General features: G+C 61.9%; 27 protein-coding genes. 21 read left to right on the plus strand and 6 right to left on the minus strand.

Annotated features, from left to right (window positions below; translation table 11 throughout):
- Positions 1-106 precede the first annotated feature (106 nt).
- Complete coding sequence (locus tag DEJ54_RS14105) at positions 107-856, plus strand: AzlC family ABC transporter permease (RefSeq protein ID WP_113155130.1); 750 nt, start codon at positions 107-109, stop codon at positions 854-856.
- Complete coding sequence (locus tag DEJ54_RS14110; RefSeq protein ID WP_113155131.1) at positions 853-1,203, plus strand: AzlD domain-containing protein; 351 nt, start codon at positions 853-855, stop codon at positions 1,201-1,203. Before DEJ54_RS14105 ends, DEJ54_RS14110 begins: the two co-directional genes overlap by 4 nt.
- A 48-nt stretch (positions 1,204-1,251) precedes the next feature.
- Here DEJ54_RS14110 and DEJ54_RS14115 read toward each other — a convergent pair whose 3' ends face one another.
- On the minus strand, positions 1,252-1,677 hold the full coding sequence (locus tag DEJ54_RS14115; RefSeq protein WP_113155132.1) for an HIT family protein: 426 nt from the start codon (positions 1,675-1,677) through the stop codon (positions 1,252-1,254).
- Between the two features lie 108 nt (positions 1,678-1,785).
- Here DEJ54_RS14115 and DEJ54_RS14120 point away from each other — a divergent pair, with 108 nt between their 5' ends.
- The gene (locus DEJ54_RS14120; protein ID WP_113156291.1) at positions 1,786-2,115 is read left to right on the plus strand and encodes a multidrug efflux SMR transporter; all 330 of its coding nucleotides are present in this window, start codon (positions 1,786-1,788) and stop codon (positions 2,113-2,115) included.
- Between the two features lie 4 nt (positions 2,116-2,119).
- Here the strand turns inward: DEJ54_RS14120 and DEJ54_RS14125 are convergent, their stop codons facing one another.
- The 3 genes from DEJ54_RS14125 to DEJ54_RS14135 all read right to left on the minus strand — a co-directional run bounded on the left by DEJ54_RS14125 (position 2,120) and on the right by DEJ54_RS14135 (position 4,612).
- A complete protein-coding gene (locus tag DEJ54_RS14125) occupies positions 2,120-3,247 on the minus strand; it encodes a GNAT family N-acetyltransferase (RefSeq protein WP_371685978.1) in 1,128 nt (375 codons plus the stop codon).
- Positions 3,248-3,434: 187 nt separating this feature from the next.
- Positions 3,435-4,145 carry a glycerophosphodiester phosphodiesterase gene (locus DEJ54_RS14130; protein WP_113155134.1) on the minus strand — a complete coding sequence of 237 codons (711 nt, stop codon included), beginning with the start codon at positions 4,143-4,145 and terminating at the stop codon, positions 3,435-3,437.
- On the minus strand, positions 4,145-4,612 hold the full coding sequence (locus DEJ54_RS14135) for a RidA family protein (RefSeq protein WP_113155135.1): 468 nt from the start codon (positions 4,610-4,612) through the stop codon (positions 4,145-4,147). Before DEJ54_RS14135 ends, DEJ54_RS14130 begins: the two co-directional genes overlap by 1 nt.
- A gap of 234 nt (positions 4,613-4,846) precedes the next feature.
- On the opposite strand from DEJ54_RS14135, the gene DEJ54_RS14140 reads away from it, so the two are divergent.
- The 17 genes from DEJ54_RS14140 (at position 4,847) to DEJ54_RS14215 (ending at position 21,273) form a co-directional block, all read left to right on the plus strand.
- Positions 4,847-5,680 carry a cell envelope integrity EipB family protein gene (locus tag DEJ54_RS14140; RefSeq protein WP_113155136.1) on the plus strand — a complete coding sequence of 278 codons (834 nt, stop codon included), beginning with the start codon at positions 4,847-4,849 and terminating at the stop codon, positions 5,678-5,680.
- 162 nt (positions 5,681-5,842) lie between these two features.
- Positions 5,843-6,625 (plus strand): 30S ribosomal protein S2, encoded by a 783-nt coding sequence (gene rpsB, locus DEJ54_RS14145; RefSeq protein ID WP_113155137.1) that lies wholly within the window; start codon positions 5,843-5,845, stop codon positions 6,623-6,625.
- A 104-nt stretch (positions 6,626-6,729) separates the two neighbouring features.
- Positions 6,730-7,653 (plus strand): translation elongation factor Ts, encoded by a 924-nt coding sequence (tsf, locus tag DEJ54_RS14150; protein ID WP_113155138.1) that lies wholly within the window; start codon positions 6,730-6,732, stop codon positions 7,651-7,653.
- Positions 7,654-7,745: 92 nt separating this feature from the next.
- A complete protein-coding gene (gene pyrH / locus DEJ54_RS14155; RefSeq protein WP_113156292.1) occupies positions 7,746-8,492 on the plus strand; it encodes a UMP kinase in 747 nt (248 codons plus the stop codon).
- Between the two features lie 12 nt (positions 8,493-8,504).
- On the plus strand, positions 8,505-9,065 hold the full coding sequence (gene frr / locus DEJ54_RS14160) for a ribosome recycling factor (protein ID WP_113155139.1): 561 nt from the start codon (positions 8,505-8,507) through the stop codon (positions 9,063-9,065).
- Positions 9,066-9,157: 92 nt separating this feature from the next.
- Positions 9,158-9,922 (plus strand): isoprenyl transferase, encoded by a 765-nt coding sequence (locus tag DEJ54_RS14165; protein WP_113155140.1) that lies wholly within the window; start codon positions 9,158-9,160, stop codon positions 9,920-9,922.
- Positions 9,919-10,779 (plus strand): phosphatidate cytidylyltransferase, encoded by an 861-nt coding sequence (locus DEJ54_RS14170; RefSeq protein WP_113155141.1) that lies wholly within the window; start codon positions 9,919-9,921, stop codon positions 10,777-10,779. The genes DEJ54_RS14165 and DEJ54_RS14170 overlap by 4 nt, the downstream gene beginning before the upstream one ends.
- A 195-nt stretch (positions 10,780-10,974) precedes the next feature.
- Complete coding sequence (rseP, locus tag DEJ54_RS14175; RefSeq protein WP_113155142.1) at positions 10,975-12,114, plus strand: RIP metalloprotease RseP; 1,140 nt, start codon at positions 10,975-10,977, stop codon at positions 12,112-12,114.
- A gap of 216 nt (positions 12,115-12,330) precedes the next feature.
- The gene (gene bamA / locus DEJ54_RS14180; RefSeq protein WP_113155143.1) at positions 12,331-14,700 is read left to right on the plus strand and encodes an outer membrane protein assembly factor BamA; all 2,370 of its coding nucleotides are present in this window, start codon (positions 12,331-12,333) and stop codon (positions 14,698-14,700) included.
- A gap of 65 nt (positions 14,701-14,765) precedes the next feature.
- Positions 14,766-15,827, plus strand: coding sequence for a UDP-3-O-(3-hydroxymyristoyl)glucosamine N-acyltransferase (gene lpxD / locus DEJ54_RS14185; protein WP_113155144.1), 1,062 nt, complete (start codon positions 14,766-14,768; stop codon positions 15,825-15,827).
- On the plus strand, positions 15,820-16,290 hold the full coding sequence (gene fabZ, locus DEJ54_RS14190) for a 3-hydroxyacyl-ACP dehydratase FabZ (protein WP_113155145.1): 471 nt from the start codon (positions 15,820-15,822) through the stop codon (positions 16,288-16,290). The genes lpxD and fabZ overlap by 8 nt, the downstream gene beginning before the upstream one ends.
- A gap of 18 nt (positions 16,291-16,308) precedes the next feature.
- On the plus strand, positions 16,309-17,139 hold the full coding sequence (gene lpxA / locus DEJ54_RS14195; protein ID WP_113155146.1) for an acyl-ACP--UDP-N-acetylglucosamine O-acyltransferase: 831 nt from the start codon (positions 16,309-16,311) through the stop codon (positions 17,137-17,139).
- On the plus strand, positions 17,126-18,016 hold the full coding sequence (locus DEJ54_RS14200) for an LpxI family protein (RefSeq protein ID WP_113155147.1): 891 nt from the start codon (positions 17,126-17,128) through the stop codon (positions 18,014-18,016). Before lpxA ends, DEJ54_RS14200 begins: the two co-directional genes overlap by 14 nt.
- Positions 18,013-19,188 (plus strand): lipid-A-disaccharide synthase, encoded by a 1,176-nt coding sequence (lpxB, locus tag DEJ54_RS14205; RefSeq protein ID WP_113155148.1) that lies wholly within the window; start codon positions 18,013-18,015, stop codon positions 19,186-19,188. The genes DEJ54_RS14200 and lpxB overlap by 4 nt, the downstream gene beginning before the upstream one ends.
- 263 nt (positions 19,189-19,451) lie before the next feature.
- The gene (locus DEJ54_RS23515) at positions 19,452-20,258 is read left to right on the plus strand and encodes an MATE family efflux transporter (RefSeq protein ID WP_245447564.1); all 807 of its coding nucleotides are present in this window, start codon (positions 19,452-19,454) and stop codon (positions 20,256-20,258) included.
- Entirely contained in the window at positions 20,207-20,842 is a 636-nt protein-coding gene (locus tag DEJ54_RS23520) for an MATE family efflux transporter (protein ID WP_245447566.1), read from the plus strand. Before DEJ54_RS23515 ends, DEJ54_RS23520 begins: the two co-directional genes overlap by 52 nt.
- Positions 20,839-21,273, plus strand: a complete 435-nt coding sequence (locus tag DEJ54_RS14215) for a glyoxalase superfamily protein (RefSeq protein ID WP_113155149.1) — start codon at positions 20,839-20,841, stop codon at positions 21,271-21,273. The genes DEJ54_RS23520 and DEJ54_RS14215 overlap by 4 nt, the downstream gene beginning before the upstream one ends.
- A gap of 88 nt (positions 21,274-21,361) precedes the next feature.
- Here DEJ54_RS14215 and gltA read toward each other — a convergent pair whose 3' ends face one another.
- Both gltA and gltX read right to left on the minus strand, forming a co-directional pair.
- On the minus strand, positions 21,362-22,657 hold the full coding sequence (gene gltA / locus DEJ54_RS14220) for a citrate synthase (RefSeq protein ID WP_113155150.1): 1,296 nt from the start codon (positions 22,655-22,657) through the stop codon (positions 21,362-21,364).
- Between the two features lie 194 nt (positions 22,658-22,851).
- Positions 22,852-24,273: a glutamate--tRNA ligase gene (gene gltX / locus DEJ54_RS14225; protein ID WP_113155151.1), complete on the minus strand. Its 1,422-nt coding sequence runs from the start codon at positions 24,271-24,273 to the stop codon at positions 22,852-22,854.
- A 129-nt stretch (positions 24,274-24,402) separates the two neighbouring features.
- On the opposite strand from gltX, the gene DEJ54_RS14230 reads away from it, so the two are divergent.
- Positions 24,403-26,787, plus strand: coding sequence for a ComEC/Rec2 family competence protein (locus DEJ54_RS14230; protein ID WP_113155152.1), 2,385 nt, complete (start codon positions 24,403-24,405; stop codon positions 26,785-26,787).
- Positions 26,788-26,805 lie beyond the last annotated feature (18 nt).

The following is a 26,805-nucleotide window of genomic DNA, read 5'->3' on the forward strand; positions in this document are numbered from 1 at the left end:
AAGTCCGGTCTCGGAACTGGTCCAATTTCGAAGGCGTGGGTGCCCCAAGCACTCACGCCTTCGTTGTATCGCAGGCCTGCATGCGCTGTGCTAGATCATTTGACCGATGAGCGAGAACACGGAAGTCGAATCGGACAGTCAGGAAAAGCACGTCACCTGGTATCTGCGGGGCGTGCGCCGCTGTTTCTCCATTCCGGGTCTGGTGCTGGTCAGCGCCTTTATCGGTTTCGCCGGTCTGGCGCGCGAGGCCGGGCTTTCGCTTCCCCAAACCGTTTTCATGACAGGGGCTGTCTGGGCGCTGCCGGCGCAGGTGGTGCTGATTGGCGCCGTACTGGCAGGCAACAGCCTGTTTGCGGCGGCTTTCGCCGTGGCGCTGTCGTCGGTCCGGCTTGCGCCCATGGTGGTGGCCATCACGCCTGAAATGCGCACGGAGAAGACCCGGCCCTGGGTGCTCTATTGCCTTTCGCATTTCGTTGCCGTGACCTCATGGGTGCTGGCGATGGAGAGCTTCAAGAACGTTCCGCGCGCCATGCGCACGGCCTATTACACCGGCATCGGCTCGACGCTTGTTCTGGTGAATATGGGCGTGGTGGCGACCGTCTTTCTTCTGGCCGAACGTCTGCCGCCGCAACTGACGGCCGCGCTCTTCTTCCTGACGCCGCTCTACTTCCTGACATCGCTCTGGGGTTCTGCGCGGGAGCGGGCAGGGCATGTCGCGATGGTGCTCGGCCTCGCCGTCGGTCCGGTCTTTCACATTCTCCTGCCCGGTTTTGACCTTTTGGCAGCCGGGGTTATCGGTGGCTCGGTGGCCTATTTCTGGCACCGCGCGCGCGTCAGACGGGAGACTGTCGGATGAGTTTCGACGCCTTTGATGCCTGGTGGTGGCCTTATCTCTTCATCCTGCTTGCAGGCTGGCTCGCCACCGATTCCTGGCGCTATCTCGGTGTCTATCTTGGCGGCAAGCTTTCGGAAGGTTCGGACATTCTGGTGTTCGTGCGCTGTGTGGCCACGGCGCTGGTCGCCGCTGTCATCGCCAATCTGATTGTCTTTCCCAGCGGCGCTCTGGCCGATGCACCGCTCACCCTGCGGGTCGGCGCATCCATAGCCGGCTTCGTCGCCTATCTTCTCTCCCGCAAGCAGATCCTCGTCGGCATCGTGGTTGCAGAGATCATCCTGCTCACAGGTCTCTACCTTCTTGGGTAGAGACCGTGTTCAGTAAAGCACTCTCACCCTTTGGGGGGAGAGTTGGCTTTAAAGCGCTGCGCGGATCTTTTCCGCCTGCTCTGCGAGAACAGCCTGATCCGCCATCTCGCCCGTGTGGGGACGCAGGGCGACGCCATCAAAACGCGGGATGATGTGGACGTGAAGGTGAAACACCACCTGACCGCCGGCTTCCTCGTTGAACTGCTGGACCGTCACGCCATCCGCCCCAAAGGCGGCCTTCGCGGCGCGGGCCAGTTTCTGCACCGTGCGCATGACGGCGGCGAGCGAATCGTGCTCGACATCGAGAATGTTGCGTGACGGCTTCTTCGGGATCACCAGGCAGTGGCCGTCGCCGCGCGGCATGATGTCCATGAAGGCAAAGGTTTCGTCGTCTTCGTAGAGCTTGTGCGAAGGCAGTTCGCCGCGCAAAATCTTGGCGAAAACATTGTCGTTGTCATAGGCGGCGCTGCTCATGGAAACCTCTCGTCTGGGCAATTGCGGCCGCATTTTTCTGCGCTAATGTCGCGCCCGTCAACTCCCGGGAGCGGGCGATTCGCCGCGCTTTTCGAAAAGGTGCCGTCCGTGACCTATCTCTTCCTGCTCGTGGCCATTCTGTTCGAAGTCGTGGCCACCACCGCACTCAAGCAGACCGAGGGGTTCACGCGTCTTGTGCCGTCGTTGATCACGCTGATCGGCTATGCGGTGGCCTTCTTTTTCCTGTCGCTGACGCTGCGCACCATGTCGGTGGGCATTGTCTATGCGCTGTGGTCAGGGGCGGGCATCGTCTTCATCACCGCCATTGGCTGGCTGTGGTTTCAGCAGTCGCTCGATACGCCGGCGCTCATCGGCGTCGCGTTGATCATCGCCGGCGTGCTGGTCATCAACCTGTTTTCAAAATCCGTGATGCACTGAAGCGTCAACCCTTGCGGAAGGGCGTGTGGGTTTCGAGCACGCGGTTGATCTCGGCCACGTCGCGCCGCTCCAGTTCGAGATACTGCGCCACTGCGCGCCGGAGACCCGGATGCGGAATGTAGTGCGCCGAGCGCGTCGTGACCGGTTCATAACCGCGCGCCAGCTTGTGCTGCCCTTGCGCGCCGGCCTCCACCGTCGACAGGCCGCGCGCGATGGCGAATTCGATGGCCTGATGGTAGCAGACCTCGAAATGCAGGAACGGGTGATGCTCGATACAGCCCCAGTTGCGGCCGAACAGCGTGTCGGAACCGATAAAGTTGATCGCGCCGGCGATGTAGCGGCCTTCGCGGCGCGCCATCACCAGAAGAATGTCGTCGGCCATGCGTTCGCCGATCAGCGAAAAGAAGCGCCGGTTGAGATAGGGGCGCCCCCATTTGCGGCTGCCGGTGTCCAGATAGAAGGCGAAGAAATCGTCCCAGACGGCTTCGGTGAGCCCGGCTCCCGTCAGCCATTCGATCTCGATGCCGTTTTCAAGCGCCGTGCGGCGTTCCTTCTTCAGCGCCTTTCGCTTGCGTGAGGCAAGCGTGCCCAGAAAATCGCCATAGTTTTCATAGCCGCGGTTGAAGAAGTGGAACTGCTGGTCGGTGCGCAGAAGAAAGCCCGCATCATCCAGTGCCGCAATGTCCTCGTCACGGGCAAAGGTGACATGGACAGAAGAAACGCCAAGCCTGTCGGTCAGCGTCTTCAATCCTTCCGCCAGCGCATGGCGCACCGCGTCGGGCGCTATGCCATCGCGCACCAGAAGGCGCGGACCCGTTGCCGGGGTGAACGGCACCGAAACCTGCAGTTTGGGGTAATAGTGTCCGCCGGCGCGCTCGAAGGCATCGGCCCAGCCATGGTCGAACACATATTCGCCCTGGCTGTGGGATTTCAGGTAACAGGGGACTGCGCCGAGCAGTACGCCATCTTCCGAGCGCAGGAAAAGATGCTGGCCAAGCCAGCCGCTTTCGCGCACCGCACAGCCGCTTTCTTCAAGACTTGAAAGGAAAGCGTGGGAAACAAAGGGATTGTAGGGCGCGCCCGCTGCCTGCGGGCCAGCGCCGGCAAGCGCTTCCCAGTCGGATGCCGGCATGTCGGCGAAGGACGGTGAAACCGTCAGCGTTACATCGCCTGACATGGCGGCACTCGTTTGGGCTGATGACATGCCAGATAAGTAAGCGCGTGAGGCAGGGCGCTTCAAGGGGCAATGCCCCTTGAGGGCATGTGGATGGAGCAGCGGCATTGCCCAAAAGGCGGAAACTCCCTTCGGGTCCGGTGCGTCAGGGCGTGAAACCCTCAAACGTCATCTGGTCGGCGTGCCGGAAGGTGCGGTCAACGGCTTCCTGATCCTGCACCGTCCAGGTAATGACGGGCAGCGAAAGGCGCTCGCGCACAAAGCTGACGAACGGGTTCGGCAGTTCCTTCACTGCATAGGACACGAAGGACAGATCGTGCGCCAGCATGGAGAAATGCGCCTCCATGGCTTCGGGCGAAAGCCCTTCGGCCGTCAGTCCGCGCGGAATGTCCGGCGCGAATTCGGCCAATTGCCGGACAAGACGGTGCGAGAACGACATCAGCACCACTTTTCCGGAATAGCGCTGAAGCGTCTCCACGACTTTCCCGACAAGCGCGTCGTCATGCCCCTCCGAGCCCTTGAGCTCGATCACCAGCGGCACCTGGCCGGCGACCAGATCGAGCATTTCGCGAAGCGTCGGAGCGCAGTCCGACGTGCCGCCGATGGGCATTGCGCCCATTTCGGCGGCCGTTTTCTCTGCAATGGTGCCTTCCTGACCGGTGAGACGGCGCAGCGCGTGATCGTGAAAGACCATCGGAACGCCATCGGAGGAAAGATGGAGATCGCACTCGATGGAGAAGCCGCCATCGATGGCCGCCTGAAACGCGGGGAGGGTGTTCTCCCAGCGCACATTGTTCATGTCGTGCAGACCGCGATGGGCAATCGGCCGCTCGGTCAGCCAGGAAAGCGCACTCATTATTCAGCGACCTCGATGACAGCGTCGATCTCGACGGGCGCATTCATCGGCAGGGAGGCCATGCCGACGGCTGCGCGGGCGTGACGGCCACGGTCGCCCAGAGCGGCGACGAGGAAATCCGACGCGCCATTGGCGACGAGATGCTGGTCGGTGAAGTCGGGCGTGGAAGCCACAAAGACGGAAATGCGCACAACGCGCTTGATGCGCTCCAGATCGCCGAGCGCGGCGCGCGCCTGGGCGAGAATGTTGACGGTGCACCATTTGGCGGCAAGCTTGCCGGCCTCAACGCCGAGCTCGCGGCCCAGAAGGCCCATCGCCATCAGCTTGCCGTCCTTTACGGGCAGCTGGCCGGAGGTCATCAGCAGAGAGCCGGTCTGGACGTAAGGCACATAGTTCGCCACGGGGGCTGCCGCCTCGGGCAGTTCCACACCCAGCTCCAACAGTCTTTTCTCGATCTCGCTTGCCATGATTGTCTCCCGGCATTTTTTGAATTCAAACAGAGCGGGCTCCGCACTGTCGGCAGATCTAAACGTCACTCGTGACAGTTACGCAATCGAATCCGCCGTTGATGGGGAAAGCGCCGCAAGGCGAGAGGTTGCATATTTGCCTCGCTTCCGCCACGACTCTTGTCCAAACGATAACGCTCCAGGCGGTCAATCCATTCTCCGACCGCGACAATGCCGAATACCGGGAGGTCGTACATGCGCGCATCGCGCTTATTTGCCTTGGCACTCACCGCCGTTTCGAGCGCCGCGATCAGTGCAGCGGCGGCCGAGCCCAACCTGCTCCCCCATCGGGCGGTCTATGATCTCTCGCTGGAACAGGCGAGCGACCGCTCGGGCATCAACGGCATATCGGGGCGTATGGTCTATGAGTTCGCCGGCTCGGCCTGCGAAGGCTACACGACGACGTTCCGCTTCGTCATGCGGCTCGAGACGGATGAGGCATCGCGGCTTTCCGATCAGCAGACCACCACCTATGAGGATGGCAAGGGCGAGGTCTTCCAGTTCGTCAACAAGATGTATCTGGACAACATGCTCGACCGCGAGGTGAAGGGTGTCGCCCGGCTGGAGGGGGATGAGACCCTGGTCGAGCTGTCGAAGCCCGAAAGGCGCAGCGAAACGCTCGAGGCGACGCAGTTCCCGGTTCAGCACATGATTGAAGTGCTGGAGAAGGCGGCTGCCGGCGGCGGCTTTTATCAGACGACACTCTATGACAGTTCCGAAGATGCCGACCGGGTCATGATGACGTCGGTCACCATCGGCCAGCCGAAGCCGATGGCGGAGGGCGATGCCGAGAAGGACGCGGCAGCGCCGCTCGACAACCAGTCCTATTGGCCCGTGAGCATCGCCTATTTCGACCCCGACAATGAGCGGGGCGAGACGCTGCCCGACTACGATATCGGTTTCCTGCTGCATGAAAGCGGCGTCACGCGCAGCCTCGACATGAACTATGGCGAGTTTTCGATTCGCGGTCAGCTTGTCGACCTCACCCTGTTCGATACGGTCGAAGAAGAGGCAGACTGCGCTGAATAGGCGCTTTTGCCGGCCTAACGCTTGCATTGTGCGCGATTAGTTCGTATATGCGCGCGCATTCCACACACGGATCTTGGTTCCGGTCGGGAGAAATCCGGTCGGCGCCCCCGGTGGCGGTTTCCGCCTGACGGTCCGTGGAGGTTCAACCGGAAAGGAAAAAGAATGGCACTGCCCGATATCAGCATGCGCCAGCTTCTCGAAGCTGGTGTTCACTTTGGTCACCAGACCCACCGCTGGAACCCGAAGATGTCCAACTACATCTTTGGCGCCCGCAACAACGTTCACATCATCGACCTCAGCCAGACCGTGCCGCTGATGCACCAGGCGCTGAAGGCCGTGTCCGACACGGTGGCCAAGGGCGGCCGTATCCTGTTCGTCGGCACCAAGCGCCAGGCTTCCGAGATCGTTGCCGACTCGGCCAAGCGCTCGGCTCAGTACTATGTGAACGCACGCTGGCTCGGCGGCATGCTGACCAACTGGAAAACGATCTCTCATTCCATCCAGCGTCTGCGCAAGCTCGACGAGCTGCTCGCTTCGGAAGCACAGGGCTTCACCAAGAAGGAGCGCCTGAACCTTGAGCGCGAGCGCGAGAAACTCGACCGCGCGCTGGGCGGCATTCGCGACATGGGCTCCACGCCGGACCTGATGTTCGTGATCGACACCAACAAGGAAGCGATTGCCGTTCAGGAAGCCAAGCGCCTTGGCATTCCGGTTGTCGCAATCGTCGACTCCAACTGTGATCCGGACGTTGTCGATTACCCGATCCCGGGCAATGACGATGCCGCACGCGCACTCGCACTTTACTGCGACCTGATCGCTAAGGCCGCAATCGACGGTATCGAGCGTCAGCAGGGTGCACTCGGCTTCGACATTGGCGAAGCGGTCGATGCGCCGGAAGAGGCTGCATTGAACGATGCCGCCGAGGGCGAAAACAAGGACGCCTAACAAGCGCCGTTCCGAAAATGTGGGGCTTATGGCCCCGCGACGGCCGCGCGGCAGACGACCAGCTACGCGGCCGTTTTTGTTAGAATATTGATGAAGAGGCGACGATGAGCATTACAGCTGCACAGGTCAAGGAACTGCGCGAGAAAAGCGGCGCAGGCATGATGGACTGCAAGACGGCCCTGAAGGAAAACGACGGTGACATGGAAGCAGCCATGGACTGGCTGCGCAAGAAGGGCATCGCCAAGGCTGACAAGAAGGCCGGCCGTACGGCTGCTGAAGGTCTGGTCGGCGTTGCAGGCGACGCAAACAGCGCCGTTGTCGTCGAAGTGAACTCCGAGACCGACTTCGTTGCGCGCAACGATGCGTTCCAGTCGCTCGTCAGCAACATCGCAACCGTTGCTCTGGGCACCGACGGCTCCATCGAGGCCGTTGCTGCTGCGACCTACCCGGAAACCGGCAAGTCGGTTGAAGACACCGTCAAGGACGCGATCGGCACGATCGGCGAGAACCTGTCGCTGCGTCGTTCCGCGAAGCTTTCCGTCGAGAACGGTGCGGTTGCCAGCTACATCCACAACGCCGTGACCGACGGTCTTGGCAAGCTTGGCGTTCTGGTCGCCATCGAGACCACCGGCAATGCGGAAGCTGCCCGTGCATTCGGCCGTCAGGTCGCCATGCATGTTGCCGCGACCAACCCGCTGGCTCTGACCGAGGCCGATGTGGACCCGGTTGCTGCAGCGCGCGAGAAGGACATCTTCTCCGACCAGGCACGCCAGTCCGGCAAGCCCGAGAACATCATCGAGAAGATGGTCGAAGGCCGCATGCGCAAGTTCTACGAGGAGGTTGTCCTCCTGAAGCAGGCTTTCGTCATGAACCCGGATCTCTCGGTCGAGAAGGCGCTTGCCGAAGCCGAGAAGGAAATCGGCGCACCGGCGAAAATCGTCAGCTTCGTTCGCTTCGCTCTTGGCGAAGGCATCGAGCGCGAAGAGAGCGATTTCGCAGCCGAGGTTGCGGCAGCCGCCAAGTCGTAAGACTGGTTGTATAACTGCTTGATGATAAAGGGCGCCGCGTGACAACGCGGCGCCCTTCGTGTAACGCAGGGGCAAATTTGGAGACTATGAAGATGAGCGAAGCACGCTACCGGCGCGTTGTCCTTAAGGCATCCGGCGAAGCTTTGATGGGCGAGCAGGGATTCGGTATCGATGTTTCGGTGGTCGACCGGATTGCCCGCGATATCGTCGAGGCGCGCAAGATCGGCGTCGAGGTTGGCGTTGTCATCGGCGGCGGCAACATCTTCCGCGGCGTGGCCGTTGCCTCGAAGGGCGGTGACCGAGTGACGGGCGACCATATGGGCATGCTCGCCACGGTCATCAATTCGCTCGCCCTGCGCACCTCGCTGGTCAAGATGGGCGTTGATGCGGTGGTCATGTCGGCCATTGCGATGCCGGAGCTGTGCGAAAGCTTCTCCCAGCGTCAGGCGATGAGTTACATGGACGCAGGCAAGGTGGTCATCTTCGCCGGTGGCACGGGCAACCCGTTCTTCACGACCGACTCGGCCGCCGCTCTGAGGGCTGCGGAAATCGGCGCAGACGCGCTGTTCAAGGGCACGCAGGTGGATGGCGTCTATTCCGCCGACCCCCGCAAGGACCCGGACGCCACGCGCTTTGACACTCTCAGCCATGCACAAGTTATACGTGACGGGCTGGCGATTATGGATACCGCTGCGATTGCTCTTGCGCGCGAGAACCACATTCCGATAATCGTTTTCTCGATTCATGAAGAGGGCGGATTTAACGCCATCTTGAAAGGCGGCGGACATTGCACCATCGTGTCCGATGACGCCGATACCGAACAGCGTGCCGGTGCGTAAGGAGATTTAAGAATGGCCGACGGCGTTGATTTCAAAGATCTGAAGCGACGTATGGAAGGGGCAGTCAGTGCGTTTCAGCACGATCTTGCTTCGCTTCGTACGGGCCGTGCTTCTGCCAACCTTCTGGACCCGATCCAGGTGGAGGCTTATGGCACGCCCATGCCGATCAACCAGGTGGCCACGGTGTCCGTGCCCGAACCCCGCATGATCTCCGTGTCGGTGTGGGACCAGAGCATGGTCAATGCCGTGGACCGCGCGATCCGCGAATCGAACCTCGGGTTCAACCCGATCATGGACGGTTCGACCCTGCGCATTCCGCTGCCCGAGCTCAATGAAGAGCGGCGCAAGGAACTCGTGAAGATCGCCCATCAGTACGCCGAGGGCGCCAAGGTTGCCGCGCGCCACGTGCGCCGCGACGGCATGGAGCATCTCAAAAAGGCCGAAAAGGATGGCGACATAAGCCAGGACGAACTGCACACGCAGTCCGAACAGGTGCAGAAGATGACGGATGAGACCATCACCGTCATGGACAAGCTCCTGACCGAGAAAGAAGCCGAGATCATGCACGTCTAGGTCGCCCTGCGTCCATCCGGACGCATAGGGGACGATCCAGACCATCGATGGAGCATCGGAACAATCGAAAACCGGATTCCCGTTTCGGTCCGATGCTCTACCAGCCCCAGGGCTGCTCGAACGCGAGGGGAGGCAGATACGTGAAGCCGGCGCATGTGGCGATCATCATGGACGGCAACGGTCGCTGGGCGGAAGCGCGCGGCTTGCCACGCCGTGCCGGCCACCGCGCCGGTGTGGAGGCGCTGCGCAAAGCGGTGCGCTCTGCCGGTGAGCTGGGCATCAACTGGCTGACCGTTTACGCCTTCTCCTCCGAAAACTGGTCCAGACCGCGCTCCGAGGTGAATGACCTCATGGGCCTCCTGCGCCTGTTCATCAGGCGCGATCTTGCGGAACTGCACCAGAACGGGGTTCGCGTTCGCATTATCGGCGACCGCGAAAACCTCGAGAAGGACATCAAGTCCCTTCTGCTTGAAGCGGAAAACCTGACGGCGGAAAACACCAGCATGAATCTGGTGATCGCCTTCAACTATGGTGCGCGTGACGAGATCGTGCGCGCTGCCAAATCGCTTTTTGCCGATGTGCAGGCGGGAAAGATCACCGCCGACGACATCGATATCGATGGTTTCGGAAACCGTCTCGATACCGCCGGTATTCCCGATCCCGACCTGATTATCCGCACAAGCGGCGAGCAGCGCCTGTCGAATTTCCTTCTGTGGCAGGCAGCCTATGCGGAATTTGTCTTCCTGCCGTGCCACTGGCCGGATTTCGGCCGATGCGAGCTGGAGACGGCTCTGGCCACGTTCAACGCGCGCGAGCGCCGCTTCGGCGGTGTTGGAGCACGCGAAGCGGCTCTATGAGCAAGCCCGGCGATGAAAGCGGGCCGACACGGCGCCCGCGCAGCAATCTTCAGGTGCGGGCCGTTTCGGCGCTCGTTCTTGGAAGCGTCGTCCTTCTGATCACCTATCTGGGTGGCCTGCCGTTCCGTCTCATGGCGGCGGTCATGGCCGGCGCGATCCTTTATGAATGGCTCGCGATGCGCCCCGGTTCTAAGACCGGCGTTCATGCGACCATCGCCATCGCACTTCTGGCGGTGGTGATGGCAATGATGATACTCGGCCTTTCAGCGGGCGCGGTTTTTCTGGCGCTGGCCGGTATTCTTGTCGTGCTTGCGCTTCATGGATGGGCGTCGGGCGAGGGGCTCGGAACCACGGCCGGCGTCGCTTACGCCGCAGCACCCGCAATCGCCCTGGTGCATTTGCGGGCGGACGACCAGTCCGGTTTCCTGGCAATCCTGTTTCTGTTCGCCGTGGTCTGGACCTCGGACATCATGGCCTATTTTACCGGCCGCAGTCTGGGCGGGCCGAAGCTTGCGCCTTCGATTTCTCCCGGCAAGACGTGGAGCGGCGCGATTGGCGGCGCGGCCTTTGCGGTTGTCGCAGGCGCGGCTTTCGCCATGCATGAAAGCACCGTCCATGGCGTGGTTCTGCTGGCGCTCATCGCGCTTGTTCTCTCTGTCATCTCGCAGCTTGGCGATCTGTTCGAATCAGCCCTGAAGCGCCGCAGCGGCGTGAAGGATTCGAGCAATCTCATTCCCGGCCATGGCGGGGTCATGGATCGCGTCGACGGGCTGATGGCGGCAGCGCTCGCCCTATATCTCGTGGCGGCGCTGCTCGGCAGTCCGGAGATGCCGGCGCACGCCTTTTTCCGGTTCTAGGGGCTGAGGGCGTTTGCCTTCGCCATGCCGGAGTGGCATTGAAGTGTCGAATTCCGGGATTCGCCGTACAGCGTCGACGGAATCCCGCAGGCTGTTAAGCAGCAGCTTATTGGAACAGTGCAGCTGACGTTCTGAAAGTCATGCAGACATTTCGGATCGAGGCGCTGATGCAAACCGTAATCGAGTGGAACAACCGTGACCGATTTTTTCAGCACCATATTCAGCACGGACGGATTGCTGATCGGCACCATCGTGCCGTTTCTCTTCGTCCTGACCGTTGTCGTGTTCGTGCACGAGATGGGGCACTATCTGGTGGGGCGCTGGTGCGGCATTGGCGTGAAGGCGTTCTCGATCGGTTTCGGGCCGGAACTCTTCGGCTTCAACGACAGGCATGGCACGCGCTGGAAGCTGTCGGCCATTCCGCTCGGCGGCTATGTGAAGTTCACCGGCGACATGTCGGTGACCAGCACGCCCGATCCCGAATCGACGGAGCGCCTGTCGCCCGAAGAGCTGCGCGTCGCCTTCCATACCCAGCCGGTCTGGAAGCGCGCGGCCACGGTTTTTGCCGGCCCGCTGTTCAACTTCCTTCTCACCATTGCGGTTTTCGCGGTGATGTTCGCCGGTTTCGGGCGCTATGTGATGGAGCCGATGGTGGCCGAGGTTCGGCCCGACACGCCGGCCGCCATTGCCGGTTTCGAACCGGGCGACCGCTTCGTTTCCGTCGATGGATCGCAGGTGCGCAGCTTTGGCGATGTGCAGCGTCTCGTGTCCGGGCGGTCGGGCGACGAACTCTCCTTCGTGGTGCGTCGTGGTGATGAAGAGCTGGAGCTCAGGGCGACGCCCGAAATGGTCGAGCAGAAGGATGCGCTCGGCAACACGGTGAAGATCGGGATCATCGGCGTCGTCAATGATGAGGAAATGGGCCAGCCGCGACTGGTTGAGTATGGCCCGCTGGATGCGCTGGGCGAGGCGGTCAAGGAAACCGGCTATGTGATCTATCGCACCGGCCAGTTTCTAAAACGCTTTGTCGCAGGGCGTGAGGACAGGTGTCAGCTTGGTGGCCCGGTGAAGATCGCCGATATGGCCGGCAAGGCGGCCCAGCTCGGCTTCGAATGGCTCGTACAACTTGTTGCATTATTGTCAGTCGGTATCGGTGTTCTTAATCTTTTGCCCATTCCCCCCCTTGATGGCGGGCATCTGGTGTTCTACGCCATAGAAGCTGTAATGCGTCGTCCTGTGTCCGAGAGGGTCATGGATGCGGTTTACCGCGTCGGCTTGTTCGCCGTTCTCGCATTCATGGGATTCGTTTTCTGGAACGACCTGTTCGGATGCTGAGGGAGGATCGGGAAGGCGGAATGTGTAAAAATTGAGACGATATTTACCATGGCTTTGAATTTCGCGTGACGCGAATGCCACTAAGCGGTGGTTCGTAAACGCAAATTAACCAGAAGGCTTGCGTGTAGGGAAAATCTGGCTATTACGATAGCTGCTTTTTTAGATTGTTCCTATTTCTCGCTGCGGGGACAAAGAGAATAGAGGTTTTCAGGCCCAATGAAGGCATCTTCTAGCTTTAAGAACGCCGTTTCGGCAGTAGCCCTTTCGGCGGGGTTGGCGATGACGGGGACGGTTGCCGTCCAGCTCGCCGCCATGGAAGCGGCCGAGGCCGCGACGGTCAGCCGTATCGAGGTGCGTGGAAACCGCCGCGTCGAAGACGAGACCATTCGCAACTATATCGACATTCGTCCGGGGCGCTCTTTCTCGAACGATGATGTGAACGAGGCCGTCAAGCGCCTGTTCGCAACCGGCCTGTTTGCCGACGTGTCGATCAGCCAGTCCGGCGGCGCGCTGATCGTGACCGTTGACGAGTATTCGATCGTCAATCAGGTCATTTTCCAGGGCAATAAGAAGATCAAGGACGCGAATCTGGCGCGCGCTGTTCAGCTGCAGCCTCGCAAGTCCTTCTCCAACCAGTCGCTCCAGGCTGATGAGGAGACGATTCGGGAAGCCTATCGCCGCATCGGTCGCGACGACGCAACCGTTACCGGCCGCACGCAGGCGCTTGACGACGGTCGCGTCAACGTCATCTTCGAAGTTCAGGAAGGTGGCCGCACGAAGATCGCCGCGATCAACTTCGTTGGCAACGAAGCTTTCGGCAATGGCCGTCTGCGCGACGTGATCTCGACCAAGCAGTCGAACTTCCTCTCCTTCCTGATGCGCGACGACATTTATGACGACAATCGTCTGCGCGCGGATGAAGAGACGCTGCGCCGTTTCTACTACAACCGTGGTTATGCGGATTTCCGCGTGATCTCGGCGACCGCCGACTTAGACGAAGTCGAGAACGCCTACACGGTGACCTTCACCGTGGACGAGGGCGAGCGCTATCGCTTCGGCAATATCGGCGTCGAGAGCACGGTCACCGGTATCGACACGGACGCTCTCAATGCAGAGATCAAGACCCGTCAGGGCAATGTCTACAGCGCCAAGAACGTTGAAGACTCCATCATTGCGCTGACCGAGAATGTGGCTGGCAAAGGCTATGCCTTCGCCCAGGTGACGCCGCGCGGCAACCGCAATTTCGAGACCCGCGAGATCGACGTCGTGTACTCGATCGACGAAGGTCCGCGCGCTTACATCCAGCGCATCGAGATCCGCGGCAACCAGCGCACGCGTGACTACGTGATCCGTCGCGAGTTCGATCTGAGCGAGGGCGACGCCTTCAATCAGGTGCTCGTGCAGCGCGCAAAGCGCCGCCTCGAAGGCCTCAACTTCTTCCAGACCGTCAACATCTCGACGGTTCCGGGTTCGCAGCCCGATCAGGTCATTCTGGTCGTTGATGTGGTTGAGAAGTCGACCGGTGAGTTCTCCATCGGCGCCGGTTACTCGACGGCTAGCGGCGACAGCAGCAGCGGCGGCTTCTCCGTTGAAGGCTCCGTCACCGAGCGCAACTTCCTCGGCCGTGGCCAGTTCGTCCGCATCGCGGCCGGCGGTGGCAAGGACTCGCGCGACTACTCGTTCTCCTTCACCGAGCCGTATTTCCTCGGTCGCCGGATTTCGGCTGGTTTCGACGTCTACCGCCGCACCCGCAAGTTCGACGACAAGTATGATCGCGACACCACCGGTGCGACGATCCGGTTCGGTCTGCCGATCACGGAAGCCCTGTCTTCGCAGCTCGCCTATAACTTCTCCCAGGAGGAGTACACGGGCGTCGGTTTCTGCGCAGATGATCCGATCGATCCTGCAAAGTGTAACCTCGCGCCTGCTCTGATCGAAGCCATCGACGACGGCAAGTGGATCAAGTCCTCGGTTAGCGGCTCGCTGGTCTACAACACGATCGACGACATGAAGAACCCGCATTCGGGCCTTTATGCGAACCTCACGCTTGAGGTTGCCGGTCTCGGTGGCGATGCGAAGTTCGTCAAGGCGACGGCGCGCGGCACCTACTACCAGACGCTGTCCGAAGAACTCGATCTCGTCGGCCTGTTCACGGTTGGCGCCGGTCACATCCAGGCGCTGGATGGCGATCTGCGCGTGTTCGATCACTTCTCGAGCAGCGATCGCATCATCCGTGGCTTCGACTACAACGGCATCGGCCCGTATCAGAACGCGTCGGGCAGCGGCATCGACCACATCGGCGGCAAGACCTACTTCAACGCTTCGGCAGAAGCGCAGTTCCCGTTCCCGGTCCTGCCGGAGAGCTTCGGTCTTCGCGGCGCGGTCTTTGCTGATGCGGCAACGCTCTATGGCAGCGATATCGCAGGCGCCATCGGAACGGATCTGCAGTGGCGCGCTTCGGTCGGTGCAGGCCTGATCTGGGCTTCGCCCTTCGGCCCGCTGCGTGTCGATTACGCATACCCGATCTTGAAAGAAGACACAGACGACGTGCAGAACTTCAACTTCGGTATTTCGACCCGCTTCTAACCGGTTGACGTTTTCTGGCACACCCTGTTTAGCCCGGGCCCCGGTGGCCCGGGCGAAAGGTTTCCATGAAGGATCCTGAATTCTTTGCTCCCGCGCGCCGCATAACGGCAGGCGAGATCGCCTCGCTGACGGGAGCGAATCTCACGCATGCAGAGCATGCCGGGATTGTTATTGAAAGCGTTGCCGCAGCCTCTGAAGGCGGTGCCGGAACGCTTGTTTTCGTTGAAGGAAAGCGCAACGCCGATCTGGCAAAGGGCACAACGGCTTCCGCCGTTCTGTGCAGGGATGAGATCGCCGGCCATGTTCCCGAAGGTGTTGCCGTCCTCGTGGTCGACAAGCCGCAGGCCGCTTTCGCGCAGATAACACGCCTTCTTTTCCCTCAGGCCATGCGCCCGGGCTCGATGACCGGCGAAACCGGCGTCTCCGCCCGTGCAAGCGTGGCCTCCGATGCAATTCTTGAAGACGATGTCACCATCGAGCCGGGAGCCGTTATCGGCTCCGGCGTGCATATCGGCAGCGGTACGATCATCGCCCCCAATGCGGTGATTGGAGCGGGTACGCGGATCGGACGCGAAAGCTATATCGGCCCCGGCGCCACCATTCAGTGCGCGATGGTCGGCGACCGCGTGATCATTCACGCCGGTGTGCGCATCGGTCAGGATGGGTTCGGCTATCTTCCAGGCCCCACCGGGCTCGAAAAACTGCCCCAGATCGGACGCGTCGTCATTCAGGACGATGTGGAGATCGGCGCAAACACCACAGTCGACCGTGGCGCGCTGGTCGACACGATCATCGGGCAGGGCTCCAAGATCGATAATCTCGTGCAGATCGCGCACAATGTCCGCCTTGGCCGGGGATGCATCGTTGCAGGCCATTGCGGGCTGTCCGGTTCTGTCACACTTGGCGATTTCGTGATGCTCGGCGGACGTGTCGGCATCGCGGATCACATTACCATCGGCTCAGGCGCGCAGCTTGCGGCTTCCAGCGGCGTCATGAATGACGTGCCGCCGGGAGAACGCTGGGCTGGCTCGCCGGCGCAGCCGATGCGGGAAGCTTTCCGCGAACTGGCCGCGCTGCGCGGTCTTGTTGGTGGAAGGAAGAAGAAACAGAGGGATGGGGATGACTGACTCCGCTTCGACCACGCTTGAAAGCCTCGACATCATGGACCTGATGCGGTTGCTGCCGCATCGCTATCCGTTCCTGCTGGTCGACAAGATCATCGAGATTGACGGCGACCGCTCTGCCATCGGCATCAAGAATGTGACGGCCAATGAGCCGCACTTCACCGGTCACTTCCCAACGCAGCCGGTCATGCCGGGCGTGCTGATCGTTGAGGCCATGGCGCAGACCGCCGGTGCAATCTGCATCAACAATGCGGGTGATGAGAGCCCGTCTCTCGTCTATTTCATGACCATCGACAATGCGAAGTTCCGCAAGCCCGTCGTGCCGGGGGATCGCATGGAGATCCACGTCACCAAGGTCAAGCAGCGCGGCAGCATCTGGAAGTTCGACTGCGTCGCCAAGGTTGATGAGGCGAAGGTTGCCGAGGCCACGATTTCGGCACTGATGTCTGTCGAACAGGCTGGCTGACGGAAGAATATAGAATAGATGACCCGAGAGACCGTCATTCATCCCTCATCCATCATCGAACCCGGCGCAGAGCTGGGCGAGGGGGTGCGGATTGGCCCGTTCTGCCATGTTTCCGCTCAGGCGAAGCTGCACGACGATGTGGAGCTGATCGGCCATGTCACCATCATGGGCGACACCACGCTTGGCGCAGGCTGCCAGGTCTATCCGCAGGCGGTTCTCGGCGCTCCGCCGCAGAATTTCGGCCACAAGGGCGGTCACAGCACGCTTGAAGTGGGCGAACAGTGCGTCGTGCGCGAGGGCGTGACCTTTCACGCCGGCACGGACACCAGCCGTGGCAAGACCACGGTCGGTTCCCATGGCCTCTTCATGGCCTATTCCCATGTCGCGCACGACTGCGCGGTGGGCAATCATGTGACCATGGCGAATTATGCCGGTCTTGGCGGACATGCCGAGATTGGCGATCACGTCATCATCTCCGGCTATGCTGCGGTTCATCAGTTCGTGCGCATCGGTCATCACGCCTTTCTGGGCGGCTTTGCTGCCGTTGTCGGCGATGTGATCCCCTACGGCATGGCTGTGGGCGACCGTGCGCGCCTGCGCGGCCTCAATCTGGTCGGGCTCAAGCGCTCGGGCATGCCGCGTGAAGACATTTCGGCGCTGCGCAAGGCCTACAGGATGCTCTTTGCCGAAGGCGCTTCGCTTGAAGAGAATGCGGCCGCCGTTCTGCGCGCCTATCCCGATTCGGAACTGATCGGCGACGTGGTGGCCTTTGTCGGTGCAAAGGACAAGCGGCACTTCACGCTACCGGCGCGCGGCAAGGGCGCGGCCGAGGAAAATGAGACAGCCTGACCCCAAGTCGGTCCTGCCAGCAGGCGCCCGCGTTGCCGTGGTCGCCGGCAGCGGCGGTCTGCCACGCGATGTGGTGCGCACGCTGGTGAGGAATGGTCACAGGCCGCTCGTCGTCGCCATGGAAGGCGAGGCAGACTGGGTGGCCGGTGAAGATCAGAGCGCATTTGATCTCTGGCCGACGCCCGTTGAGCGTCTGGCGCTCTTTCTTCCAAAACTCAAGCGCGCAGGCGTGACGCATCTGGTTCTGGCCGGCGGCGTCAGCCGGCGACCGCCCATCCGCAAGGTGCGGCTCGGCTGGGACGTGTTCCGGGCGCTGCCGAAGCTGATCGCCGCTTACGCCAAGGGCGACGATGGCCTGCTGCGGGCGGTGATCGCCTATATCGAATCGAAAGGCATCCGGGTTCTGGGCGCGCATGAGATCGCGCCGGAGCTTTTGTCGCCTGAAGGTGTCATGACCCGCACAAAGCCCGGCGCCAGAGACCGCAAGGATCTCGCCGCCGCTTATGAAGCTGCGCGCATGATCGGTGGTCTCGACATCGGACAGGCCGCCATCGCCGTCGGCGGGCGCGCTGTGGCTCTGGAAGGCATAGAGGGCACGGCCGGCCTGTTGGACCGGATGCGCGACATGCGCAACCATGGCCGCCTTGCAGGCAAGTCCGGGGGCGCTTTGGTCAAATGTGTGAAACCGGATCAGGATGAACGCGCAGACCTGCCGACCATCGGGCCGAACACCATCGAGGCGGCGCATGCAGCCGGCCTTGCCGGTGTGGGGTTGGAGGCGGGCCGCTCGCTGATCATAGATTATGCTGACACGATTGGCCGGGCCGACGCGCTTGGCCTGTTCATCGTTGGCCTTGAGCCGGAGGGGCGGGCATGAACGCGAAAGGCGGGGCATTGAAACTGGCGATCATCGCCGGCGAGGAATCCGGTGATCTGCTTGGCGCGGATCTGGTCAAGGCGCTGCGGGTCGAAAGCGGCGCAGAGGTCGAACTCACCGGCGTCGGCGGGCGCAATTTGATGGCGCTTGGGTTGGAGCCGATCTTCAATGCCGAGGAAATAGCGCTTATGGGCGTCAGCGCCATCCTGCGCGACCTGCCGCGTCTCCTGCGCCGTATCGGCCAGACAGCGCAGGCCATCGTCAAGGCAAAGCCCGATTGCCTCGTCACCATCGACAGCCCCGAGTTCAGCCTGCGCGTGGCGAAGAAGGTCCGCGCGCTCGATCCCTCCATCCCCATCATCCATTATGTCTGCCCCAGCGTTTGGGCCTGGCGACCGGGCAGGGCCATCGCGATGCGCCCGCATGTGGACGAAATCCTCTGCCTGCTGCCATTTGAACCGGCGGAGCTGGAACGGTTGAAAGGTCCGCCCGGAACCTTTGTCGGACATCGTCTGGCCACCGACCCCGATATTCTTGCAGCCGCCAGCGCACATCTTTCCGGACCCGCCAAGCCTGCCGATGCGCAGCGCGCGCTGCTGCTCCTGCCCGGATCGCGCCGGGGCGAGGTGTCGCGTCTTCTGGAGCCGTTTGGAGAGACTGTGCGGCACCTCCATGAAGCCGGGCACGACTTCCGCCTGCTCATGCCCACCGTGCCGCATGTCGCGCCCATGGTGGAAGCCGCCGTGAAAGACTGGCCCGTTCAGCCGGAGATCATTCTGGAGCCTGCGCGCAAGTGGGAGGCCTTCGCCGAAGCCGATGCAGCCCTTGCCTGTTCGGGCACGGTGTCGCTGGAACTGGCGCTTTCACGGGTTCCGACAGTCCTTTGTTACAAAACGGATTTTGTTGCGCGGGCGCTGATCCCGCTCATCACCGTTTGGTCGGCGGCGCTGCCCAATCTCATTGCCGGCTGGCCTGTCGTTCCGGAGCACTTCAACCAGTATGTCCGCCCGTCCTATCTGGCGCGTCAGCTCACCGGGCTGTGGGCGGACAAGCCGCCGCGCGCAGCACAGATGGACGGTTTCCAGCAGGTCGCAGATGCGCTCGAAACGCCGCGCCCCTCCGGCCGGATCGCGGCCGAAGTCGTTATGCGGCACATCGCAGGCGCGGCCTGAAAACGGTGTATTCAGACGCCGAGCGCTTGCCGTTTGATCAGGCGCGGTCGTGTTCCGAGACAGGTCATTACCGAACGGCTTCTTGACGTTTGCCATCGTTCCCGCTAGATGGCGGTTGGCTGCAGACGCCCGCCGCCCGCTGACACATGTCCCGGTGAAGTTCTGCCTCAGACTGATTTCTTCGTCCTCCACGCTCGTCGCGCGGATGGAAATGCGGGCCCCATCCAGTTCCAGCGCGGCCTTTGCGACAGGAGAATGGGGATTTGTCTGAAACGTCCTCCAATACATTTACGGAAGGCCCACTGGGGCCGATCTACGCAAAAACGGCGCTGCCGATCATCTTTGTGATGGGGATGAACGGTCTTCTTGCGGTGTGCGATGCGCTCTTTCTGGGGCATTTTGTCGGCCCGGATGCGCTTGCCGCCGTTACGCTGATGTTTCCCGTCTACATGCTCATCGTCGCAATGGCGACGCTGGTCGCAAGCGGCATGTCCAGCCTGCTTGCCCGCCACCTCGGTGCATCCTCGATGGATGATGCGCAGGCGGTGTTCGCAGGCGCGCATGGTCTCGCCCTTCTTCTGGGCGGTGTCCTCATCGTCCTGTTCATGCTCTTCGGTGCTCCGGTTGCGCTGCTTGCCGCGGGCGGCTCGGTTCCTCTGGCCGAGATGGGGCTCGTCTATCTGCGGATCACGGTGTTCTGTTCGCCGCTTCTGTTCATCCTCTCGGTCAATTCCGACGCTCTGCGCAATGAGGGGCTCATCAACCTCATGGCGGGCATGAGCCTTCTGGTGTCCGTCGCGAATATCGGTTTCAACTATGTGTTCATCGCCATTCTGGAGATGGGCGTCGCCGGTTCCGCCTATGGCACGGCGATGGCGCAGGCGCTGGCTTTCATCATCATTCTGGCGTTTCGGCTGCGCGGACGCACGCAACTGCGTCCCAGCGTTCTGCTGCGCCACCGGCTCGATACGGCCTGGACGCGCATCCTGGCGCTCGGCGCCCCCAGAGCCTCAACTTCATGGGGCTGGCGCTCGGGTCTGCGGCGATCATCATCGCCCTGCAATGGGTGAACGCGCCCGGTTACGGTGATACGGTGTCCGCCTATGGCATCATCACGCGGGTGATGACCTTCTGCTTCCTGCCGCTTCTGGGGTTGAGCCACGCGATGCAGACGATCACCGGCAACAATTACGGCGCGCGCGACTGGGCGCGTTCCGACCGGAGCCTGCGCATCGCCGTTGTCACGGCCTTCGTCTACGCGCTGGTGGTCCAGTCCTTGCTGACCGTCTTTGCCGCGGACATCGGACGAGGCTTCGTTGATGATCCGGCTGTGGTCTCGGAGGTTGAGCGCGTTCTTCCGATCATGGTGGCGCTGCTCTTTGCCGGCGGGCCGCTGATGATGATTGCGATGCATTTTCAGGCCATCGGCGACGCCAGTCGCGCCGCACTGCTTGGTCTGTCAAAGCCCTATCTGTTCGGCATCCCGCTTACCTTTATCCTTGCCGACATGGTGGGTGAGCGCGGCATCTGGATGGCCGGGCCCTTTGCGGAACTGCTGCTGTTTGGTCTGACACTGATCGTTCTCTTCCGCACGGCGCGCACGCGTTCCCTGAAATGGGGCCTGTTTCAGGCCGGTGCAGCGGAGCAGGCATGATGAACCAGATCCCGACAATGGCGGAAGCCAAGGCGCTCGCAAAGAAACTGCGGGCGCATCTGGAGATCCAGGGACGTGCAACGTCTCATGCGCAGGCTCTGGAAACGGTCGCGCATCAGCATGGCTATCGCGACTGGAACACGTTCTGCGCGGTCATTTCCGCCCGTGAGGAAGACCCGTGGGAGCCTGGCATGCGCGTACAGGGGACCTATCTGGCCCAACCCTTCAAGGGCAGCATCATCGCCAAGATGAAGCAGGGGCCGGGCTGGTTCAGGCTGGTGCTCGATCTGGATGAGCCCGTCGATGTGGTGATGTTTGAAGGCTTCTCCAACTACCGTAGGCGCATTCGCGGCATTGTCGGCCCGGATGGTCATTCCAGAGAACGCACATCCAACGGCGTTCCGCATCTGCGCGTCGAAGCCGAAAAATAGGCAGAAGCTTCTCCGTCCCTGAGAGAGGAGCAACAGCTCAAAGAAAAAGCCCCGCCAGTTTGGCGGGGCTTTTTTTTACGTCGAATGATCAGCGCTTGGCGATCGGAACGTAGTCGCGGTGCGTTGCGCCCGTGTAGAGCTGACGCGGACGGCCGATCTTCTGCTTCGGATCCTCGATCATTTCCTTCCACTGGGCGATCCAGCCGACGGTGCGCGCGAGCGCGAAGAGCACCGTGAACATGGTGGTGGGGAAGCCCAGCGCCTTCAGCGTGATGCCGGAGTAGAAGTCGATGTTCGGGTAGAGCTTCTTCTCGATGAAGTACTCGTCCGTCAGGGCGATGCGCTCCAGCTCCATGGCGATGTCGAGCTGCGGATCGTCCTTGATGCCCAGTTCGCTTAACACCTCATGGCAGGTCTTCTGCATGATCTTGGCGCGCGGATCGTAGTTCTTGTAGACCCGGTGACCGAAGCCCATGAGACGGAACGGATCGCTCTTGTCCTTGGCGCGGTCGATATATTCGGGGATACGGTCAACGGAGCCGATTTCGTCGAGCATGTTGAGCGCGGCTTCGTTCGCGCCGCCATGGGCAGGGCCCCACAGGCAGGCGATGCCGGCAGCGATACAGGCAAACGGGTTTGCGCCCGAAGAGCCGGCCAGACGCACCGTCGAGGTGGAGGCGTTCTGCTCGTGATCGGCGTGGAGGATGAAGATCCGCTCCATGGCGCGGGCCAGAACCGGGTTCACCTTGTAGTCCTCGCACGGCACCGAGAAGCACATGTGCAGGAAGTTGGCCGCGTAACCGAGATCGTTCTTCGGGTAAACGAAAGGCTGGCCGACATGGTACTTGTAGGCCATGGCCGCGATGGTCGGCATTTTGGCGATCATGCGCAGGCTGGCGACCATGCGCTGATGCGGATCGGAGATGTCGGTGGAGTCGTGATAGAAGGCAGACATCGCGCCGACAACGCCGCACATAACGGCCATCGGGTGCGCATCACGGCGGAAGCCGGTGAAGAAGCGGTTCATCTGCTCATGCACCATGGTGTGGTGCGTCACGCGGTAATCGAAGTCTGCCTTTTCCGTCTTCGTCGGAAGCTCGCCGTAGAGCAGGAGGTAGCAGGTTTCCAGAAAGTCGCCGTGCTCGGCGAGCTGTTCGATGGGGTAGCCGCGGTGCAGCAGAATGCCTTCATCGCCATCGATATAGGTGATCTTCGATTCGCAGCTTGCGGTCGACGTGAAGCCGGGATCGTAGGTGAACAGTCCCGTGTCTTTGTAAAGCGAGGCGATGTTGACCACATCCGGGCCCACGCTGCCCTTCAATACCTCGAATTCGTGCCCTTCTTCCTGGCCGCCAATTTCCAGCTTCGCAGTTGGTTTGGTCATCGCAATCACCTCTCACTTCAAGGAACTTGGCGCCAGAAATCTGTCGCCCAAAATAATGGCTGGCGGTCGAGCGCGCGAAATAGCTAACGCATTTCCCCCGTGGTGCCAAGCGCGTGCAGCATGCAAATATTGCAGTGCAGCACGCACTCGGTGATCAAACCCGTTCCGCAAGCCAGGTCCTTTGCGGGACGAAGCTAGGCAGCCTGATCGCTGATACGCGCCAAACTCTCCTCGCGCCCAAGAACGGAGAGAACATCGAAGATGCCTGGCGATGTGGTGCGCCCGGTGAGCGCTGCCCTGAGGGGTTGGGCGACTTTGCCAAGCTTGCGTTCGGTCTGCTCCGCGAATTCGCGGACAGCTGCTTCGATGTTCGCAAGGGTCCAATCGCCGACATTTTGCAATACGGGAAGAATTTCCGCAAGAAGCTGGCGCGCATTCTCATCGAGAAGCTGCTTTGCCTTCTCGTCGAAGGAGAGTGGCCTCTGGTCGAAGATAAACGCTGCACTTTCAACGAGTTCAACGAGTGTCTTCGCACGCTCCTTAAGGCCGGGAAGAGCGGCAAGAAGCTGCGCCTTGCGCTGCTCGTCCAGCGCGGAAAGAAGCGCTTCGCCACCTTCCAGATGCGGCAATGTGTCTATAAGCCGGGAAAGCAGCTCTTCATCGGCCATCTGGCGCATGTGAACGCCGTTCAGCGCCTCCAGTTTCTGGAAGTCGAAGCGTGCAGCGCCCTTGTTCACATCGGTGATGTCGAACCAGCGAATCATGTCCTCGTCCGACATGATTTCGTCATCGCCATGGCTCCAGCCAAGACGGGCCAGATAATTGCGCAGTGCCGAAGGCAGGTAGCCCATGGCGCGGTACGCCTCGACGCCGAGCGCGCCATGACGCTTGGAAAGTTTTGCGCCATCGGCGCCATGAATGAGCGGCATATGCGCCATCACCGGCACGTCCCAGCCCATGGCCTTGTAGATCACCGTCTGGCGCGCAGCGTTGGTCAGATGGTCATCGCCACGGATGATGTGGGTCACGCCCATGTCGTGATCGTCGACCACCACGGCATGCATATAGGTCGGCGAACCGTCGGAGCGCAGGATGATGAAATCGTCCAGATCCTTGTTCGGGAAGCGCACCGTGCCCTGCACCTGGTCTTCGACGACCGTCTCGCCTTCCTGCGGCGTCTTGATGCGAATGACGGGCTTCACGCCTTCAGGCGCTTGGGAAGCATCGCGGTCGCGCCAGGTGCCGTCATAGCGCGGCGGGCGTCCCTCTGCGCGCGCCTTTTCGCGCATCGCCTCCAGCTCTTCGGGAGAGCTGTAGCAGTAATAGGCTTCGCCCTTGGCCACCAGTTCCTCGGCCACCGCGCGGTGCCGGTCTGCGCGGGCAAACTGGGAAATCGGCTCGCCGTCGCAGTCGAGGCCCAGCCAGGCAAGGCCGTCGAGGATCGCGGCGGTTGCGGCTTCGGTGGAGCGCTGACGGTCGGTGTCCTCGATGCGCAGAAGCATCTTGCCGCCCGTATGCTGCGCATAGAGCCAGTTGAAGAGCGCCGTGCGTGCCCCGCCGATGTGCAGGTAGCCGGTGGGTGAGGGCGCAAAGCGCGTGACGACGGGTTTTGTCATGGGGTCTTTCCCGGGAATTGTCGCGGTCTCCCGGCCCGCAAGGGGTAGGTGATACCGCAGGTGGCATTCGACTGGCAGTCATGTAGCATACAACGCTCGGGGCGCAAGCATTGCACGGGGGACCACGCCATGGGGGGCGAGGTGGCATCGGCGCGCGCCGATGAACGCATGCAGTTCACCGACACAGAGCCGGCTCCCGTCGCAGTGGACGGTTGCGCCCCTGCGCCTGCCACCGAGGCGCGCGCGCTTCGCTCTTATGAGGCGCGTAAGATCCCGAACCATGGCGCCAGGCCCGTTGCGGCAGGAATCCGCTTCGCCATCGCGCAGGAAGTGGCGCGGGGCACGATTTTTCTATGGCTTCCGGTTCTTCTGGGCAGCGGGGCGCTCATCTATTTCGCCCTGCCGGTCGAACCGCCGGCCTATGCACTGGCAAGCGGGCTGGCGCTCTGTGCTCTGGCAGCGCATCTGGCTGACGCAAAGCCCCGGCTGCGCCTTGCCCTTTTGGCCGGTCTTGTCGTGCTTCTGGGGCTTGTGGCCGCAAAGGTGGAGACCTGGCGCGCCAGCACGCCCATGGTCGGCTCCGACATCACCACACGCATCACCGGGCGTGTGCTCAAGGTCGAGCATCGCGCCGATGGCCGGTTCCGCCTGACCATCGATATTCTGTCCACGGCACGCCCGCAGCTGCGCTATGCGCCGGAGCGCGCACGACTTTCCGCCCGCACGATCCCGCCAGACCTGAAACCCGGCGAGGGTCTGAGCGGGCTTGTCCGGCTCATGTCGCCTTCAGGCCCGGTGCGCCCTCATGCCTATGATTTCTCGTTCGAGAGCTATTTTGACGGCCTTGGCGCAGTCGGTTTCTTCATGCGGGAGCCGGCGCGCATCGCCCTTGATCACCCTGTGGGGCTGCTGCAGCGGCTTGCCGCCCGCCTGCAGGCGGTGCGCGAAGCGCTTGCCGCCCGGCTGCGCGAGAAGATCGGCGGCGCGGAGGGCAATGTCGCCGCGGCGCTCATCACCGGCCTGCGCAGCGGCATTCCGGAAGAGGTCAACGAGGATCTGCGCCGGGCCGGGCTCGCGCATGTGCTGGCGATCTCGGGCCTGCACATGGCGCTCGCAGCCTTCACCATCATCGGCGCGGCGCGGCTGGGCTTTGCGCTCTTTCCCGGTTTCTCCTCAAGGCATCCGGTCCGCAAATATGCGGCCGGCGCAGCACTTATGGTCTGCTTCCTCTACCTTTTCATTTCCGGAGCGGGCGTGGCCGCGCAGCGCAGCTTTCTCATGCTGGCCGTCATGCTTCTGGCGCTTCTGTTCGACCGCGCCGCGCTCACCATGCGCAATCTCGCCATCGCTGCGCTGGTGGTAATTGCGGTTTCGCCGCATGAGGTGGTCGGTCCGGGGTTTCAGATGTCCTTTGCTGCGACGGCGGCGCTCATTGCCGGCTATGCGGCCTGGAACCGGCGTCGTGAACGGGCATTCGGACGCAACTCTGCCGAGACCGAACCTTCTGGCGCGCGTCGTCTTTTCCGCCTTGTTCTGGTCTATGCGGGCGGCCTGGCGCTCACTTCGCTGATCGCAGGTGTGGCGACCACGCTCTATGGTGTCTGGCATTTCCAGCGCGCATCGCCACTGGCGCTTGGGGCCAATCTCGCGGCCATGCCCGTCGTCTCTTTTGTCGTCATGCCATCGGCAGTCGCCGCCATGGCCACGATGCCCTTCAATCTCGATGGCTGGGCGCTTGCCCTCATGGGGCGGGGCATCTCGACAGTCATGGCTATCGCGCACTGGTTTTCTGAGCGCACGCCATTCGATGCGACGGGCGCGATCCCGCTGTCAGCCACACTGAGCCTGAGCTGCGCGCTGGCCATTCTCACGCTCACAACCACCCGTTTGTGGCTGGCGGCTGTTCCGTTCCTGCTGGCGGGCGGCGTGCTTCTGGCAAACCGCGATCTGCCCGACATGTTCGTTTCTGAAGATGCGCGACTGGTCGCGGTCCAGATCGGGGACGACACGCTCGCCGTCAATCGCGTGCGCCCCAACGGGTTTTCTATGGAGAACTGGTTGCGCGCAGCGGGCGCGGGAACGGTGCGCAAGCCCGCCGGTTCGAAAGGCGCGTCGCTGTCCGACCTTCTCGCAGATCAGAGCATCGGCCGTTTCCTGTGCAATCAATCTCTCTGCGTTCTGCGGCATCCAGAGGGTATGCGGATCGCGCATGTGAAGAAGTCAGAGGATGCCGCGACCGTGCGGCGCAGCATCATCGCTCTTTGCGCATCGGTCGATCTGGTCGTGGTGAATGATCCAGCGCTTGATCGGCAGTGCAGTGAAGATGGCGCGCGCATCATCACGGCGCGCGATCTTGCGCGTCGCGGCAGCGCCGAAGTCCGCTTTTCGGAAGGCGCCGGGATGCCGCACATCGCCTTCGCGATCCGCGAGCCATACCGGCCCTGGCATGAACACCGGCAATACTCACGGGCGTCGAAAGGGCTTGGCCCTTACAGGCGCAAAGACAGAGAATGACCGACGCACCATTGTCTT

The organism is Nitratireductor sp. OM-1 (genome assembly GCF_003296175.1).
Classification (GTDB): Bacteria; Pseudomonadota; Alphaproteobacteria; order Rhizobiales; family Rhizobiaceae; genus Nitratireductor; species Nitratireductor aquimarinus.